This is a genomic window from Saccharothrix espanaensis DSM 44229 (assembly GCF_000328705.1).
GTDB classification, from domain to species: Bacteria; Actinomycetota; Actinomycetes; order Mycobacteriales; family Pseudonocardiaceae; genus Actinosynnema; species Actinosynnema espanaense.
Genome location: NC_019673.1, coordinates 3074857 through 3092869, shown reverse-complemented (window position 1 = coordinate 3092869; position 18013 = coordinate 3074857). Strand labels below are relative to the sequence as shown.

Genomic DNA, 18013 nt, shown 5'->3' with positions numbered 1-18013 from the left:
GCAACCTCAGACCGAGGGCACGAGTCCGATGAGCACCCCGCTGGCCAGCACACCGTAGCCGGCAGCGCTGACGGTACCCGTCGCCAGCAGGGTGACCAGCGGTGGTTGCCGGACGAGCTGGTAGGCGATCAGGCCGGGCACCACGAACCCGAGGGTCTGGTGCGCGAACAGCAGCGGGAAGTCGCTCTGGATCAGCATGAACAGGGTGGTCTGGAGCAGCACGCCGCTGAGCACCACGGCGGCGAACAGCCGCTTGCCGTACAGGATCACCACGCGCTGCAACAGCTTCACCGCCCCGAAGGTGACCGCGCTCATGACCACCACCAGCAGCGCGCGCCGGTAGTCCTCCACGAGCGTCAGCGCCAGCCAGCCAGGGGTGATCATGCCGCCGGGCGACAGGTTGGTGGTCAGGTAGCAGGCCAGCGAGAACACCAGGCCGATGGCCAGGCCGAGGGTGGCCACCTCGGGCAGGAGGAGGGCTCCGTTGGTCACGACTGCTCCGGGGGTCTGGGTGCGGGGCGCTGGTCGGGTCGGCGCGGCGCGCGGTGACCGTTCGGCTGGTGCGCCGGGGGGTCGAACAGGTTGCCGCGCACTTCGCGGGGCACCTCGGGGGCCGGTCGGCGCGCCGGGCGCGGCTGGGGCCGCGGCAGCGGCATCGACGGCTGGGGCGGTTGCGGCGGCTGGGGCGACCGCTCTCGGACCGGCCGGCCGGGGTCCAGGTACCGGGTCTCGGCGGACGCGTTGCGCGCGGCGTCCGAGGGCGTGGGACGCGGCGGTGACTGCCGGTCACCCGGCGCGCGGCGGGCGTCGGGCTGGGGCCGCCGCGGACCGTCCGGCGCGGGGCGGACCGGCGCGCCGTTGCCGGGCCGGGCCGGGCGGGCTCGCGGCGGCTCAGGCCTGGCCTCCTGCGCACGCACCTCCTGGGCACGCACCTCCTGGGCACGCACCTCCTGGGCACGCACCTCCTGGGCACGCACCTCCTGGGCACGCGCCGGCTCGACCGGTGGCGCCTCCGGTGGTTCCTCCAGGTGCTCGATGACCTCCAGCAGCACCTCGCCCTGGCCGTGGATGTTGCCGATGGCCACCAACGACGCGGTGGAGTCGATCTTCGCCATGATCCCGTCGAGCAGTTCCTGCGGGCCCAGCGCGCCGCCCAGGTCGGTCACCCGGTCCCGCCACTGCTCGTCCACCGTGGACAAAGCGCTGCGGGTCGGTTCGCCGATGAGCACCACCCGGTCCGGGTCGATCCGGGCGATCAGCGCGCCCATCTGCCGGTTGCGCTCCACCCGGTCCGGCCGGCAGTTGACGACCACGTGCAGCGGCCGCGCGATGGCGCCCTGCTCCAGCAGCCGCTCGATGTTCATCAGGGTCGACTCCGGGTCGTTGGCCGCGAAGACGTTGGCCAGCTTGATCCGCTTGTCGCCGACCGCCCGGGTCTGCACCGACAGCACGCCGGGGTCCGGCGGCGCGGTCCACATGCCGGTCAGCGCGAGGCTCCGGTTCACGCCGAGCAATTCGGCCACCTTGAGGGCGATGGCGACGTTCTCCTTGAACGTGACCCAGGAGAAGCCCGCCATGTCCTCGTCGGTGACCGACTCGGGGTCGACGGAGATCAGCTCGCAGTCCCGCTTGGCCGCCTCCTGCTCCAGGATGTGCAGCCGGTCCCGCTCGGCGGTCACGCACACCCCGCCCACCGGCATGGACCGGCTCAGCGAGCGCGCCACGTCGTCCAGGGTCGGCCCCATCTCGGCCAGGTGGTCCTCCCGGACGTTGCACAGCACGCCGATCGTGGACCGGATCAGCTTGCTCTGGTTGATCTCCTGCAGGTCGGGCATGACGGCCATGCACTCGATGACCAGCACGTCGGACCGGTAGGCGGCGGCCCGGCGGACGATGCCGATCTGCTCCACCACGTTGGCGATGTCCCACTTGCGGTAGACGGGTTCCTCGCTGCCGTCGGGGTGGATGAACCGGGCGGCCGTGCCGGTGGTCTTGGCGGTGGTGACCAGGCCCCCGCCGCGCAGCGCGCCCGCGCACAGCCGGGTGATGGAGCTCTTGCCCCGGATGCCGTTGACCAGGACCCGGTGCTCGATGCTGTCGAGCTGGGCGAGGTGGCGGCGCTGTTCGAGGATGCCGGCGACCAGCGTCCCCGTGCACAGCACGACGAAGACGACGTACAGGTAGGTCACGCCGGCCCCTTCCCGGCTCTCGCGGACGGGCGGCGCTCGGCCGGGCGCGGCCGGGCCGGGCGGGGCGGCGGGACGCGTCCGGCCGGCTTGTCGACCGGCTTCATCAGCTGGGTGGGGTCGGTGGCCGCGCCGCGCGGCCGGCGCACCTCGCCGAGCCGGTCGGGGCCCTGGGTCACCGCCTGGCGGCAGATCTCCAGGCACGACGCGATGGTGCCGACCTCGTCGTGCCGCTGCGGGTAGATGACCGACTTCAGGTCGCCGCGGACCAGCCGGTCGGCGGCGTGCGACGCCCGGCGCAGCGGGCCGAGCACCGAGAACACCAGCCAGCCGTAGCCGAACAGCGCGATCAGCGCCGCGACGAGGGCGACCAGCTGGGCGTACTTGCGGGCGTCGTTGACCGGCAGCGCGAGTTCCGAGCCCTCCTTGGTGGAGACCACGGTCCAGCCCAGCCCGCCGACCTCGCCACCGACGACGGCGGCGGCCGAGACGATGCCGACCCCGTCCTCGCCGGTCTGCACGTCGCCGACCGGGGCGCCGCCGCGGGCCCGACCCGCGCTGTCGCGCAGGCCCTGGTCGGTGATCTGGGAGAACGCGATGAACCCGGTGGTGGCGCTGATGGTGCGGAAGTCGGCGTCGACCAGGCGGGCGTCACCGGGCACCTGGCGCAGCAGGCCGACCAAGTGCTCCAGGTCGAACTCGCCGATCAGCGTCGAGCCGCCGGGCAGCGGCACCTCGGCGAAGATCACCGGCACGCGACCGGCCTGGTTCTGCTGGCGCAGGCCCGCGTCGGCGGCCGGCGGTTCGCCGATGCGCAGCGGCGGGCGGCCGACGGGCTCCTGCGGCCGGCCGGAGGAGTCGACCAGGTAGAGGCTGCGGTAGCGGGTCTGGTCGGTCATCACCTGGACCAGCGCGGCCCGCAGGGCGTCCGGCGAGCTGGTGGCGGCGGCCAGGGCTTCCAGGTCGGCCAGCCCGTCGTTCATGCTGCGGCGCAACGCTTCGGTGGCCTTGGCGGTCTGGGCGCGCACGCTGGCCACGACGCCGGCGGGGATGTCCACCTCGGCCGGGCGGTAGGCCACCAGCACCCCCGCCGACCAGGCGAAGACGGCGGCGGCGAGGGCGACCGCGGTGGCACGGGCGGTGATCCGCCGCCCTTCGACCGGTGCCACGTCGCCGGGGCCGCCGGTCAGCCGGTCCAGGCAGAGGTTGGCGGCGGCGACGATCCGGGCCGCCTCGGCCGGCTTGGCCGGCCGCACGACGGTGTCCAGGTCGCCGGAGGCCAGCGCGAGCAGGTCGGCCCGCGCGGCGACGACCGGCGCGGTGATCACGCGGCGCGCGATCACGAACCCGGCGACGGCGAGCGCGGCGAGGATCGTGGCGGGGACCAGGCCCGAGCCTTCGGGCGAGCCGCGGTGCAGCGGGCCGTCGGCGACGGCGACCACGGCGAGGTCCAGGGCACCCGGGCTGCCCGCCGGCGCCACCCGGACGTGGGCGAAGGTCGGCTGGACGCGGTCCACCGGCGACCCGAGGAACACGCCGGGTTCCTCGGCCGCGGCCTTGGCGGCGTCGGCGACCAGCCGGTCGACCTGCGGGGTCCGGCCTTGCCCGAGCGGGCCCGCCGCGTCGACCACCTTGCCGGACAACGTGGCGAGCAGGAACGACTGCCGCAGGGTCGGGTCGGTGTCGGGCTCGGGCAGCCGCAGCGCGGTGGTCGCGGTCAGCAGTCGCCCGTCGGGCAGCACGGTGGTGGCGAGCAGCACCGGTTCGCCGTTGACGGCGACCGTCGCGGTCACCGAAGTGCCCTCGACCTTCGCCGGGATCGCCTGCACGGGAACCTGTTCACCGCGGGCTGCCAGCAGCGAGCGGCCGGGTTCGGCGAGCACCGCGGCACCGCGCCACCGCCGGTTGCGCACCAGCGCGTCCAGCACCTGGCCCGGTTCGCCGCGGGTGCCCACCGACGCCGCACGCAGGTCGTTCAGGCTCTGGTTGGCCGACGCGCCGATCGAGCGGGCCACCCCGGCGGCGATCTCCTGCTGTGACAGGCGGAACGCGGCGGGCACCTCCTCGTCGGTGTCCGCGCTCAGCAGCACGGCGGTGGCCGCCGCCAGCGCGAGCAGCAGGACGAGCAGCGCCGCGGGCATCCGCCGGACCGCCGCCGGGAACCTCGCCTCCCACAGTTGATCTTGCAAACGGCGCAGCCGTTCGTCACGGACAGTAGTGTTTTTGTGGCGCACGAACTCTCTCCGACCGTCACCCTTGTAGTGGGTGCGCCCCCCGATCGCGCTTCCACTTTGATACAAAGCGTAAATTCTGCACCGGAATTTAGCAGACGGCTAGACCATGCGGAGGCGGGAAGTGTGTCGACCGAGCGAATCCGACTACATTCGGTGACCGATTTACGGTTCCCGCTGCGCTTCCGGTTTGTTCTCGCCGTGATCAGCATCTCCTTGATCGGGTGTCACGCCGGAGGGCCTTCCGACGATGCGCCGAACCCCACGACGGCTCCGGCCGACCTCGCCGATCGCGTGCGCGATTACGCGTCCGCATTGCACGAGGACGCGCCTTACCGCCCGCCGAACGACACCCAGCGGCAGGCGTTCACCGAATCGCTGACCCGCCTCGGGGCGACCCCGTCGGCCGCCGACGACGAATTGCGGTCGCTGGGCCTCGCCGTGGCGCGCGGCGTCGACGAGCGGACCGGACGCCCCTACGCGATCGCCGCCACCGAACCCGACGCGGAGCAGGGCTGGGGCCTGTACCTGGTGGACCTCGGGCATTCGGCGCGGCTCGCGGTGCAGGTGCCCCACCCCGCCAACGACCTGCGCACAGCCGACATCGGGCTGGAACTGTTCCGCCGCGTGCCGGGCGCCGTGCTCGCCGTGGCGGGCACGCACCGCCGGGTCGCGGCGGGCGCGGGCGACGTCGCGCACCGCGCGGACTCGATGTTCCACGCCCTGGCCGAACGCCACTCGCGCGACCACCTGCCCCAGGTGCAGCTGCACGGGTTCGACGACGCCAGCCTCGACTCCGCCGACCTGGTGCTCTCCCCCGGCGCGACCGCGCGGACCCCGCGGATCGAGGAGATCGCCGACGGCCTCGACCGGTCGCTGCGGGTGTGCCGGGCGTGGACGCGCGACTGCGGCGAGCTGGAGGGCCGGCACAACCGCCAGGGCGGGGCGGCGGCGGAGCACGGGGCCTTCTTCGCCCACGTCGAGATCAACCGGACCACCCGGGACTCCCCCACCGGCCGGGACGACGTGGTCCGCGTCCTGGCCGAGGCGCTGGACGGCGGTTGACGTGACACCGCCGGCGCGGGCGTCCACCCGGGCCGGCCGACCTTCCTCGACCCGTGCCGTGCCGACCACGCTGTTGTCACGTCCTGGGAAATCCGTTACTGCGAAAGGGTTCTGTGTGCGCATCATCGGCACGTTGAGACGCCGGTGGCCGTGGGTGGCCATCCCGCTGGCCGCCGCCCTGACGGCCGGGGCGGTGGTCTACGCGGTCAACGACCCGGACTGCGCCGGCTGCCTGCGCCCGGCCGGCGGCGGCACCATCGCGGTGTCGCTCCGGGTCGCCGACGAGTCCGGCGACCCGGTCGAAGGCGCCACGGTCACCGTGCACTCCCCGCTGGGCAACCCGGCGACGCTGACCTCCGACGAGGACGGCCTGGTGGAGGTGCCCGAACTGCCCGGCCCGGCCATGGCCGTGGTCGCCGCGGACGGCCACCTGACCGAGCCGGTGCCGCTGGGCTGGTCGGACTCGGGCAAGCGGGTCGACCTGCGGCTGCTGGCCCGCAACGGCAAGCGGTTCGCGGTGCACTCGGCGGGTGACGTGATGTTCGGCCGGCGGTACGTCAAACCCGGCCAGGAGGAGTCCAGCGGCCGGTCCGAGCCGCTGATCCCCGACGACGGCGCGGCCGACGGCGCCAAGGACGTCGTGTCGGCCATCGCCCCCGCGTTCGCCGCCGCCGACTTCCGCACGGTCAACGTGGAGACGGTCGTCAGCGACAAGCCCGACGACGCCGCGTACCCCGGCAAGCGCTACATCCTCAAGTCCGCCACGGCCACCGTCGCGGGCCTGCGCGCGCTGTCCACCGACCTGGCGGTGCTGGCCAACAACCACTCCCGCGACCTGCTCGACGGCGGCGTGGCCGACACCCGCGCGGCCCTGTCCGGTGCCGGGATCGCGATGGTCGGAGCGGGCGCGAACGCCACCGAGGCCGCCGCACCGCACCGCCGCGAGGTCAACGGCACCGGGGTCGGCGTGCTGGCCTACACCAGCGTCGAGGGCTCGTTCGTCAACGAGAGCTTCCCCGAGGCGTCGGTCCGCGAGCCCGACGACGTGGCCGAGGCGGACCGCTGGCAGTACGACACCCGGACCTGGGGCCACCCCCAGGGCGGTGTGCCGAACGCCCCGCGCCGCATCCGCGAGGCGTGGGAGCGGTTCAGCGCCGCGGAATCCCGGCTGCCCGCCGACCAGGTCGCCGCCATGTGGGCGTCGCTGGCCCGGGTGTACCCGGAGGTGCAGGACTGGGTGGCCCGGCGCGGCCACGGCGGAGCGGCCCTGTGGAGCACCGAGGGCTCCACGGCCCAGATCCGGCAGGCCGCCGCGGAGAACCCGTTGGTGATGGTGCAGCTGCACGCCGGGTTCCAGTTCCAGGAAGCGGCGTCGGACAACATCCGCGAGGTCGCGCGCAAGGCGATCGACGCGGGCGCGGACATCGTCGTCGCCCACCACCCGCACGTGTTGCAGGGCCTGGAGTGGTACAAGGGCAAGCTGATCGCCTACAGCCTGGGCAACTTCGTGTTCGAGCAGAACTTCCTGGCCACGTTCGCCAGCGCGTTCCTGCGCACGGTGTGGGAGGGCGACACGCTCGTCGAAGCCAGGCTGTACCCGCTGGAACTGGTGGACTACAAGCCCGTCCCGGTCACGGACTCCGCGGCCGAACGGGTGCTGGCCCGCGTCTGGGAGCGCAGCCTCCTGCCGCTGGAGTCCTACCGGACCGACTCCGGCGACGTGCGGACCCGACCGCGCGAAGCCGGCACGCCGGCGCAGCTCGTCCTGGAACGGCACACCGGCCGCCTGGTCACCGAAGCCCGCGCCGCCGAGTCGAAACAGCGCGACGTCGGCCCGGGTGCCGCGGTCGACCTGGCGGAACCCGCCTCCGCGTTGGTCAAACCGGTCAGCGGCACCAACGTCGACATCGGCCGCGACCTGTACGAATGGGGCCACTTCGAGGACGAGACGGCCGACGCGACGGTCAGCGAGGCGGTGCACTGGAGCGTGAACAGCCGGGGCGAGGGCGCACGTCCGGGCGACGCCGCCGCCGGCCTGCGCAGCCTGCGCCTGGAAGCCAGGGAGGGGGATTCGGTGCAGAGCAGGCCGATCGCCCGGATCCCGCTGCCCCGCCACCGCGCGTTCGAGGAGAAGCGCGGCAAGGCCGTGGCCACCGACCCCGAGCCGTCCTACTCACTGGTCGCGAAGGTCCGCCGCTCCTCCTCCGCCCAGGCGGTGGTCCGCTTCGACGTGTACCACTTCGACGACAGCAACCCGGCCGAGGACCCGACCTCGAAGGTGGTCGTCACCCTCACCAAACCGGTGGACGTGCCCGCCGACGGCCAGTGGCACCAGGTGGCGGTGGACCTGACGGTGGCCGAACTCGACACCGGCCCCACCAAGGGCAACATGGTGATGCCCTACCTGAAGGTGACCGCCTCCGCCGAGCAGACGGCGTGGGCGGACCTGGACGACCTGCGCTTCGTCGAGTGGCGCGACGCGAAGTCCTCGAACACCAACTTCGCCACCCACACCATGGCCCGCAACCGCGGCAACGCCGCGTCGACCCTGGCCTACGAAGTCATGCTGCCCAAGGCACCCTGACCTCTAGTCCATTGTGGACTGTCCTTTCCGGCGGGTGGACCGCGAAGTCCACCCGCCGGCGGGTCAGTACAGGCTGTCAACCACCCCGGCCACAGGTGCGCACACTCACGCCCGCACCTTGTAGATGTGGTAGGTGGTGTCGGAAGCGAACGTGTCGGTGAACTTGCCGCTCACGACCGGGATGGTGCGCCCCTCGTCCACGACCTCCACCGAGGTGCCGCGAACGTCCGCGGGCAGCGTCAGGTCGAAGCTCCCGGTCGCGGTCCCGCCCGGGATGCCCTTGCCCATCGCGAAGACGTAGGCGTTCCCGTCGTGCAGCTTGAGCATGGTGTCCAGCGACGGGTTGAGTTCCCACTGGTAGCTCTGGGTGTTGAGGACCGGGGCGAGTGCCTTGATCTGGCCGTTGACCTTGGTCGCGGCCTTGGTCATCTCGGCGTAGCAGTCGCCGCCCTGCTGAGCGGTGTAACGGAAGTTGTTGCTGCTCGTGCACCAGTCGCCGTAGGTGTGGTTGAAGTAGTTGATGCCCCGCGCGCCGTGGATGAGCATGCTCATCACCGACCCGCGGAGTTGATCGGGTTTGATCGCCGCGTTCTCGGCGTAGGGACGGCCGTTCTCGACGAACCCGAACACGCTCTCCATCTTGCCCGACGAGGCCGCGATCTCCCGCTGCTTCGTCACGCCGTAGCCGTAGTTGAAGGGCCGGTAGCACTCGGCCTCGGTCAACAGGCTCTGGTTGAGGGCGGGCAGGTCCGGGTAGGACAGTCGGTCGCAGCCCATGTACCGGCCGTACCAGTAGGTGTCGAGCGACGCCGCGCTGTTCACGTCGAGCCACTGCTCGGCGGTTTCGCCTTCGGGGGCGTAGTTCGGCCAGATCATGTTCGCCGTGAAGTTCGTGTAGCGCATCCGCCCGTCGTTCGGCAGGGCGGAGGCGTTGGCCCGCAGCAGGTTCAGCGCGTCACCCTGGCCGAACTGCTCGGGCTCGTCGGCCAGCAGCCACCCCACGGTCTCCGACCCGAGGTGCGGGTTGGTCGTCTGGTCGTGCAGCGCGAACATGCCCGCCTTGCGGATGAGGTCGAGCCGCGGGGTGTCGTAGAGCTCCAGGTACGTGTTGATCCCGACCGCCTTGTCGAGGTCCACGTCCTCCTGCGTCCCGACGGTGGCACCCCACACCGCGACGGGGAAGAAGTTCGGATCCGTCCACGCCCCGGCCTTGGCGAACTGCCCGTAGTACTTCGGGCCGCCCTCCCAAGGAACCAACGGGAGGTCCAACTCGTCACGCGGAGGCACGGTCGTCGTCACCGGTGGTGTGGTGGTCGACGGCGTAGCCGAAGACGCGGAGGCCGTAACCGCCGCCGACGACGACGACGTCACAACCGGACACTCCCCCACCGAGCCGGCCGTGCAAGAGGGCACACCACCGCCCGCGGCGGACTCCGAAGGCGAGTCCCACGGCGAGACGACGACCAAGCCGACGACTACCAGGACGACGGCCGCGATCAGTCCGATCACACGCTTTGACACGGGGCTCTCCATAAGGCCAAGTCCGAGTGCGCCCCGTTCGCACCCGGACGAAGATCATGTGCTCTCACAGTGGTTCCCGTGATCGCCGAAACACCACACCCAGGTGGTGCCACCGGCGACAAGTTGACCTCAGATGTCGCCCGGCGGCAAGCCCCAACCCGACCATTGACAGAACTCGACATCCACAGAACCCCGGCCACCCAGCCCCCACCAACCCATTCGCCCTGACATCGGGTGACTTCACCCTGACGTCAGGTAACAACCCAACTCCCCACCGACTTCGCCAACGCCAGGCCCCCGCGAAGCCCAGGTTGGCCGCCGCCTGCGAGCAGGTCAGGTCGCTGTTCGCCGCCACGCCCGGGCGGCGCTGGCGGCCAACGCGGCGGACCTGCTCACCAGCCCGGACGCGAACCCCTCGCCGCATGCTGATTCCGGCCCTACAACCGCTTCCTGCTGCGCCACGGCCGCCAGCACTGGTGCTTGACCCGCTGCGACGACCGTGCCGTGCTTCCTGATGGCCGTCCACCTGCGCCCGTCACCCGCGCCCAAACCGGACGACTACACCGCCACCGTCGAGACCGCCGACTACGTCACGTACGTCCGCAACCTGACCGCCGACAAAGACGCTCGATTGGAAGGTCCTCGCGCCGCTGAACGGTTCCGTCTACCGGCCGGTGAGCCCGAAAGCCCGATGAACCCGGTCGCCCGGCGCGGTCGTCCGGGTTCAGCTCACGCAGATCGCGCTCGCCTCCACGGTGGCCGAGTACAGGGCGACGCTCGGCAGCTCCTCAAGCCTGAGAATCTTGTAGCGCCAGCCCACGCAGTCGACGCCGGCCGCCAGAACGGCGCCGCGCGCGCTGGCGCCGGCGGATTCGATGGCCGAGTTGGGGCTCCGCGTGGTCGCGGATCCCGACGCGGCACGGGGCACCGTGTAGTCGGCGGCGGAGGCGGCGGAAACCGGCAGCAGCATGGCCGCGAAGACCGCGGCCGACAGGATGAGTGGTCTCATGACGGCGATCCTGACAGTCCGACAACCCGTCCGAAACGGCCGTTTCGGGCAAGGGCCGACCGCGTTCCCTGACCTCTTCGACAGCGGGGCGATCCGCCGTCCGCCGTGGACCGAACGCCCGCCGATGGCGAGAATTCCCCACGCCACAGGGAATCGGCGACCATTTGCCGGATACCAGACCGTAAGTGCAGCCGGAATCCGAGTCATCAAAACGGAAACACAGGCCGGCAACCAGGTCCCGCCCCTGCGGCCGGTCGGTCCGCAGCCCGCTGGACCGCGTGCCGACCGGCCGGAGCCCGGAGTCAGTCGGTGGTTCCGCCGGCACGCGGTCCGACGGGGTCGGGTCGCGTTCCAGGTCGGCGCCCAGCGCCTCGTAGACCGACGGCCAGTTGCGACGCAGCCACCAGGCCGTCCCCAGGCCCGCCACGATGACCAGTGGCAGCAGCCAGGGCAGGTTGGCGATGACCGGGTGGTCCGAACCGGCCAAGAAAGTTGACGATAGAGACCGCACGGCAGCACGACGCGCTCGACGGCTGTGCGTGAAGAAGCCGCACCGCACGAGAGCCCGACCATCAGGAGCCGCTGGACGCGATTCAGCACCGACCGACAAATCCAACGCCTCCCATACTGCTACAACCCGCTCCCACGTGCTCCCCGCGCACTCCGCACACATCATCCCGGAGCAGCACCGAATCAGGCAGGAAACGGGAACCATACCGATTCCAGCAAACCAAACCTGCCCGATTGACTCCCGGCCCACGTCCGGCGCGGGTTCCGCACCTCCACCCGACCGTCGCCCGCCCAGTGGCGACACCGAAACCTGTCCCACCCGGACCGGGAAGACCTTCCGGAACGAGGAACCGCGTTGCGGCACAACGCTCCGACGTCGGACGCGCCCTGGCCATCGGCCAGGCATACACCAGACCCGCCCACCACGAACGTGCACCAACCAAGTCGAACCGTCTGAAAGACAAGCTCAGAAGCGCTACCCGGTCCGACCTCGAATGGCTCATATGACAGCGGAACGACACCCGGACCGGTGCCAGCGGCAGCGTGCTGACCAGTGCTGCTGTGCCGACCGACGTCACCACGGCCGTGGTGACGTCGGTCGGTGTCCAGAACGGGGACCCCGCCCGCACGTACTGGCCAGACGGAGTCCGCAGAGGGGCGCCGCCTGGTCGGCAGTCAGCCCGACTTGTCCGCCGGGGCGGGCGTCAGTGTGCACGATTCGCCGATCAGGAGGCGGTGTTGACTGCCCGCATTGTCGGGGCGGTCTGGTAGATAGTGGGGCATGTTCCGCGACTTCAACTTCAAGCTGCTGGTCATCGACAAGCTCATGTACCAGGACAAGGTGATCCAGCCCCGTTTCCGGATCGCCGACGTTCTCCACGCCAAGGGCGCCACCGGCGACCTGTGGAAGTACCTGTACGAACAGGACCTGCTGTACACCGTCCTCGAGGAAGCCCGCCAGTACTTCACCGACTTGGAGATCACCCCCGACCAATTGGCCGCCGTGGATGAACTGACCACCGACGGCGGCCTGGAGATCTACCACCAGTGCTCGCCGTTCTGGGACGGAGAGGACGACCTCTTCGACGTCACCTCACTGGACGACCTCGCCCTGCTGCCCAACCTCCGCGTGATCCACGGCGGCGACGAGGCCATGATGGCCGCCCCCGGCGCCGAGGACATCCTCAAGGCCCGCGGCATCGCCGTGGGATGAACAGCCGAGTCGCTATCACTCGACGGCTCCCGCGCCCCGGCAGAAAGGACTCCGCAAAGGCTTCCGATGAGGTACCAAAACTCTGCACCGGAACGCTGAGCTGCGACGATCCCGCACCCTGAGCGTCCAGGGCATGATCGTGAGGTGAGGCGTCACGACTGCTTTATCTGACCTTCATCCGGCTCGGTGGTCAGCTGTTTATACCCTCGACTCACCCGCCGCTGAACCGCGGGTGAGGTGAAGTCGATGGGAATCGACCCCTCCGCTTCGTTGATCGGAACGGCGGAGTGGAGCCGAGCGAACCTGTCCAGAAGCTCATCATTCGTGTGCAAGAAAGCCGAAGAGGTTTGAGCGACAGCGAGACTCAGGAGGCCGTTGAGTAAGTTGCGGAAGTTTGAGTGTTGGGCACCCTCGGCTGACCCGATGGTGGCGTGTGGAGCCCAACTGTCCGGGTACCCGACGGTTCCACAGCACCGAACGTCAAGGGAGCGGACTCGTGGCCAGCTACACGCACCAAGCCGAGGTGGACCTGCCCGCGGACCGGCTGTTCGACTTCCTCGCCGACCCCCGCACCCTGCCCCAGTACATGCCGAAGTTGACCGAGGTCGAGCCGGTGGGCGGAGACCGGGTGCACGTCGAGGCGGACGTGGGCGGCAAGCACATCACGGCCGAGGGGTGGCTGCGCGTGGACCGCGACCGGCACACCCTGTCCTGGGGCACGCCTGGTGAGGACGACTACCACGGCGAGCTGACCGTGTCCGACCACGGCGCAGGGCGGAGCGAGGTCGCCATCACCCTGCACACCGAGCGCGCGGGCGGACCGGACGTCCAGCGCGGCCTGGAGGAGGCGGTGGCCGTGCTGACCCACCGTGCGACGGCCGAGACCGACACCCAGGCCGCCGAACGGGGCAACGAGTGGTTCTGACACCGGCCCAGCCCTCGACAGCGGTCATCGGTAAATAGACGTAACCCAGGGTGGCGAGTGGTCCGGTGACGGCTGCCTGTCCGGGCAGGCCGTCGCACCACGCCTTCGGGCGGACAGCCCACCAGCTTGCGCCTTGCGGAGGCCGTTGCAGGCCGACTGCGATCATGGTCGAGGTCCAGTTCGACCGGGCTCGCGGTGTGCGATGCGGGGGGGGTTGTGTCGGGCAGGGCTATCTACGCGGGGCTCGAGCTGCACTTCCCACTGGGGAAGTCAGACTGCTGACGCAGCACGTTTCACTGCTCGTCGCGGCCGGGGTGGAGGTGTACCGCTGGCCGCCCACCCCCGGTTTCCGCTACTCCTGGTTCGAGGACGACGTGCCGACGCTGTCCGGCGCCGAGAATCCGGCACCGACGGGATCACTTGCGGGCGTCGAGTAGCGGACGTAAACAGGCCGCTTCCGCTGAGACAGTGGGCGTATGGAGCGGCGTTCGCCCTCGCCGCGAGTGGTCTTCCCTGGCCACAGCCACCGCCCACACTGTTAGGACACCACCGCAATGAGGACGCGCCCACTCGGCCGTACGGGGATCCAGGTCAGCCCCTACTGCCTCGGCACCATGAACTTCGGCATCGGCAACCCCGACCGTGATGACTGCGCCCGGATCATCCACCGGGCGTTGGACGCTGGAATCAACTTCGTCGACACCGCCGACGTCTACGGCCCCCACGGGGTCTCCGAGGAGATCGTGGGCGCCGCGCTTCGGGGGCGTCGCGATGACGTGGTGCTGGCCACGAAGGTCAACGGCCCGATGGGAGACGACCCCAACCGCCGCGGCAGCTCGCGGCGCTGGATCATCAGCGAGGTCGAGCACTCGCTGCGGCGCCTGCAAACCGACCACATCGACCTCTACCAAATCCACCACCCCGACCCGGGGACCGATCTTGAAGAAAGCCTGTCCGCACTGACCGACCTGGTCCGCAGCGGCAAGGTCCGCGCCATCGGTTCGTCCAACCTGCCGGTCTCGGAGATCGTCGAGGCGCAGTGGGTCGCAGACCGCCGCGGGTTGCAGCGCTTCCGCACCGAGCAGCCGACGTACTCCATCCTCAACCGCGGCATCGAGCGCGAGATCCTGCCCACCTGCTCGCGCTTCGGCATGGGTGTGCTGGTCTGGAGCCCGCTGGCGATGGGCCTGCTCACCGGCCGCTACCGCAAGGGCGACCCGGTGCAGGACCCGCAGAAGATGCACTGGGTGCCCCGGCACATGACCGACGAGCGCAAGCGCGACGCGGTGGAGGAACTGCTTCCCCTGGCCCAGGACGCCGGCCTCTCGCTGACCCACCTGGCGATGGCCTTCGCCGTGACCCACCCCGGCGTCACCGCCGCGATCATCGGCCCGCGGACCATGCAGCAGCTCGAGGACCTGCTGGCCGGCGCCACCACCACCCTGGACGACGAGGTGCTCGACCGGATCGACCGGATCGTGCCGCCGGGCACCGACCTCGGCCCGCTCGACATCTCCTACACACCACCGGCTCTCGAAGACCCGGCGTTGCGCCGTCGCCACGCCGCTGAACGGGCAGCGGGCTGACGATGACGGTGCTGAGCACCCGGGCGCTCAACCGGACGACGCTCGCCCGGCAGCTACTGCTCGAGCGTGTCGAACTGCCGGTGCTCGACGCCGTGGCGCACCTGTGCGGTATGCAAGCGCAGGAACCTCAAGAACCGTTCGTGGGTCTCTGGTCACGGCTGCACGCGTTCGACCCGGCGACACTGGACCATCTGTTGACCGGGCGTCCTGTAGTGCGGACCCACCTCATGCGCCGCACCGTTCACCTGGTCACTGCCCGGGACGCCGTGGAGTGGCGCGCCCGCCACGAACTCATGCTGCGCCAACGGGTACTCGGCGTCTACCGCCACGAGTTCGACGGGGTGGACCTCGAAGAACTCGCGGCGGCGGCCCGGGTGGTGTTCGCCGAGGACGAACCCCGCACGATGCCCGAAGTCGGTCGGATACTTGCCGCGCGGTGGCCTGCCGCCGGACCGCGGGCGCTGGGCGAGATGGCGGTCGTCGCCCTCGTCCCGACTGTCCAGTTGCCACCGCGCGGGCTCTGGCGGACGAAGGCGGGCGCACGTACGGCGTCGCTCGCCTCCTGGCTGGGCCGGGAGATCGACCCGCCGGCCCCGGACGGCACCGACCCGGTCGGCGAAACACTGGTCATGCGCTACCTGGCCGCTTTCGGGCCTGCCACTGCGGCCGATGTGCGCGCCTGGTGCGGGCTCGCCGGACTGCCCGGCGCGGTCGCGGCGATCCGCGAGAAGCTGGTGACCTTCCGCGACGAACGGGGCAGGCAACTGCTCGACCTCCCCGACGCGCCGCGGCCGGACCCGGACACGCCCGCCCCCGTCCGGTTCCTCCCCGCCTTCGACAATGCGGTGCTCGGCTACCACGACCGCGGCCGGATCATCGACGACGCCCACCGCGGCCTCTCGGTCACCGGCGCACGCTTCGTCCTGGTCGACGGTCGCGTCGCCGGCACGTGGACGGCGACGAAAGGAACCGTGACGGTCACGCCGCTGCGCCCGTTCACCAGGGCCGAGCACACCGCCGTCGCCGAGCAAGGCAGGGAACTCGCTTCTTTCTTCTCAGGCAACGACAACAGCGCTTGCGGCGTCATGGTGGCGACAGCGCCGCATTGAGCACCCCCGAGTGCCCCTCGGCCGGCCGCCGCCGACACGTCGCACCCGAGGCGCCGAACAGCGCTGCGGACAGCCGGCTTCAGCGCCGATGCCGGTGCGCACCGCGTACAGGATGCCCTCCAGGGTGGCCCGGTCGGCGGCACGCTTGCGGCCGGGGGGACGGAAGTGTCGTGGGCACACCGGGATCAGCGGTTCCAGGCGTGCCGACAACACCCCAACTCGTTCTGCACCGATCACCTGCAGGGCAGCGCCTGGTCTAGTGCGGCAGCGTGATCGACATGGCGTGGTGGAACACGTCGCGCGGGTCCCAGCGCTGCTTGACCTGCTGCAACCTGCGGTAGTTGTCCTTGTAGTACAGGGTGTGCCAAGGGATTCCGGATTTGTTCCACTTCGGATCGGTGGTGTCGACGTCCGGGTAGTTGATGTAGGAGCCGTCGTTCACGCTGTTCGGGACCGGCACGCCTCCGGTGTCCCGGTACATGGCGCTGTACCAGCGTCGGATCCAGTCGAGGTTCGCCTGCTCGCGATTCGGATCGGTCCAGGTGACGGTGTAGATCACTTTCATGATGCTGTCCCGCTGGGACAAGGCGGTCGCGTCGGGCGCCACGGTGTTGACCTTGCCGCCGTAGGAGACCAGCAGCAGCAGTGCGCGTTCGTTGTCGTGGTCGGTGCTCGTCAGGTGGGTGTAGGCGGTCCTGATCTGCTCGTCGGTGAATCGCCTGCGCAGGTAGGCTGCTTTCGCCTTGAACATCCCGGATTCGTCGGACTGGCTCAGCGACCCGGCCTTCACCGCCGCCAGCCACGGCAGCCGATGGGGCGGCGTTACCGTGATCGTGCCGGGGACGCCCTCGGTGACCTCCGCGAGGTAGTCGCGCAGCAGCCGGTCGGCGTCGGGCAGGCTCCCGTCCAACGCGGGCACCATGGCGAATCCGCCGGGGTCGGCGCCGGTGTTGCGCCGGGTGATCAGCAACGGGCTGAAGAGGCTGGCGTAACGCGAGTCGGGCGCACTGTTCCGCTCGTGCCACTCGCCGTAGTTGCGCAGCAGACGGTGGAACGACTCTTCGGTGACATCCCGCCAACTCCACCAGAGGGTCGCGCCCAGGGTCGTAGCGGGAGGCTTCGGCAACAGGCGGGAGGGATCGTTGCCGTTGGCACCGGGCGAACGCAACCAATACCGGGTGACCACGCCGAAGTTCCCGCCCCCGCCTCCCGTGTGCGCCCACCACAGGTCGCGGTTGTCGTCGCCCGGTTCCCGGGTGGCGACCACCGCCCGTGCCCGTCCCGAGCGGTCCACCACGACGACTTCCACGGCGTAGAGGTGGTCCACCACCGAGCCGAACTGTCGGGACAGCGAACCGTAACCGCCACCTTGGATGTGGCCGCCCGCGGCCACGCCCCCGCACTGCCCACCGGGGATCGTGACACCCCAACCGAGGTAGAGCCGTTCGAACACCGACCACAGGCTGGCGCCGGGCTCGATCATGAACGCGGCGCGGCGCCGGTCGAACGTGACCTGCCGCATCGCCGACATGTCGATGATCACCTCCGCGCCGTCGCCCACGAAGTTCTCGTAGCAGTGCCCACCGCTGCGGACGGTAACCCGCTTCCCCTGCCGCACGGCCTCGTCCACCGCGCGCACGACCTGCTCGGTCGTGGTGGGCAGCCGGAAGCACGCGGGCCGGGGGAAGAACCGCTCGCTCGTCCGGCGCAGCACGAGGTCTTCATAGCGGGCGTCGTGCGGCGCGATCACGGCCGAGTCGCGCACGCCTTCCTCCATCGCCACGGCCGCGCCGGTCGGACTTCCGACCAGCGCGGCACCGCCCACGGCCGCGGTGCCGGCGATGAATCCACGACGGGTGGTACCAGACATCGTTTCCCCCTCTGTGTGTTGGTGTGCCAAGGAAAACGCTAGGAGCAGCCGGTCGGACACACCATCGAAACGGGGCGACCGTCAGGCAACCGGCAGGGAACCATCAGGTTCGGGTGTGCCAAGCCGCCCCGACGCGGACGGTGCGACACGCCGGCGACGGACGCACGGCTCGCCGGACCGCGGCGGGCATCGTCCGATCTCCGC

12 protein-coding genes are annotated in these 18013 nt (G+C 70.7%); 6 read left to right on the top strand and 6 right to left on the bottom strand.

All coding sequences use genetic code 11. The annotated features are described in order from the left end of the window. Positions 1 to 6 precede the first annotated feature (6 nt). Genes BN6_RS14145 through BN6_RS49570 form a run of 3 tightly spaced genes read right to left on the bottom strand, consistent with a single transcriptional unit; the run spans position 7 to position 4375 of the window. Complete coding sequence (locus BN6_RS14145; RefSeq protein WP_015100336.1) at positions 7 to 492, bottom strand: poly-gamma-glutamate biosynthesis protein PgsC/CapC; 486 nt, start codon at positions 490 to 492, stop codon at positions 7 to 9. Beyond that, positions 489 to 2189 (bottom strand): poly-gamma-glutamate synthase PgsB, encoded by a 1701-nt coding sequence (gene pgsB, locus BN6_RS14140; protein ID WP_015100335.1) that lies wholly within the window; start codon positions 2187 to 2189, stop codon positions 489 to 491. Before pgsB ends, BN6_RS14145 begins: the two co-directional genes overlap by 4 nt. Then, positions 2186 to 4375, bottom strand: coding sequence for a HAMP domain-containing protein (locus BN6_RS49570; protein ID WP_148302868.1), 2190 nt, complete (start codon positions 4373 to 4375; stop codon positions 2186 to 2188). The genes pgsB and BN6_RS49570 overlap by 4 nt, the downstream gene beginning before the upstream one ends. 336 nt (positions 4376 to 4711) lie before the next feature. Between BN6_RS49570 and BN6_RS14130 the strand changes: the two genes are divergently transcribed. Both BN6_RS14130 and BN6_RS41895 read left to right on the top strand, forming a co-directional pair. Then, positions 4712 to 5482, top strand: coding sequence for a hypothetical protein (locus BN6_RS14130; RefSeq protein ID WP_148302867.1), 771 nt, complete (start codon positions 4712 to 4714; stop codon positions 5480 to 5482). A 115-nt stretch (positions 5483 to 5597) separates the two neighbouring features. Next, complete coding sequence (locus BN6_RS41895; RefSeq protein WP_015100332.1) at positions 5598 to 8066, top strand: CapA family protein; 2469 nt, start codon at positions 5598 to 5600, stop codon at positions 8064 to 8066. A 105-nt stretch (positions 8067 to 8171) separates the two neighbouring features. Here BN6_RS41895 and BN6_RS41890 read toward each other — a convergent pair whose 3' ends face one another. After that, entirely contained in the window at positions 8172 to 9365 is a 1194-nt protein-coding gene (locus BN6_RS41890) for a hypothetical protein (protein WP_148302866.1), read from the bottom strand. Between the two features lie 946 nt (positions 9366 to 10311). Then, positions 10312 to 10596 (bottom strand): hypothetical protein, encoded by a 285-nt coding sequence (locus BN6_RS14115; RefSeq protein WP_015100330.1) that lies wholly within the window; start codon positions 10594 to 10596, stop codon positions 10312 to 10314. Positions 10597 to 11887: 1291 nt separating this feature from the next. On the opposite strand from BN6_RS14115, the gene BN6_RS14110 reads away from it, so the two are divergent. From BN6_RS14110 to BN6_RS14095, 4 genes are all read left to right on the top strand, one after another. Next, complete coding sequence (locus tag BN6_RS14110) at positions 11888 to 12319, top strand: DUF6892 domain-containing protein (RefSeq protein ID WP_015100328.1); 432 nt, start codon at positions 11888 to 11890, stop codon at positions 12317 to 12319. A 496-nt stretch (positions 12320 to 12815) separates the two neighbouring features. Continuing rightward, complete coding sequence (locus BN6_RS14105) at positions 12816 to 13244, top strand: SRPBCC family protein (RefSeq protein WP_015100326.1); 429 nt, start codon at positions 12816 to 12818, stop codon at positions 13242 to 13244. A gap of 554 nt (positions 13245 to 13798) precedes the next feature. Further along, positions 13799 to 14830 (top strand): aldo/keto reductase, encoded by a 1032-nt coding sequence (locus BN6_RS14100; RefSeq protein WP_015100323.1) that lies wholly within the window; start codon positions 13799 to 13801, stop codon positions 14828 to 14830. Between the two features lie 2 nt (positions 14831 to 14832). After that, entirely contained in the window at positions 14833 to 15939 is a 1107-nt protein-coding gene (locus tag BN6_RS14095) for a winged helix DNA-binding domain-containing protein (RefSeq protein ID WP_015100322.1), read from the top strand. Between the two features lie 256 nt (positions 15940 to 16195). On the opposite strand, the gene BN6_RS14090 is transcribed toward BN6_RS14095, so the two are convergent. Beyond that, positions 16196 to 17809 (bottom strand): FAD-binding oxidoreductase, encoded by a 1614-nt coding sequence (locus BN6_RS14090; RefSeq protein ID WP_015100321.1) that lies wholly within the window; start codon positions 17807 to 17809, stop codon positions 16196 to 16198. Between the last annotated feature and the right edge of the window lie 204 nt (positions 17810 to 18013).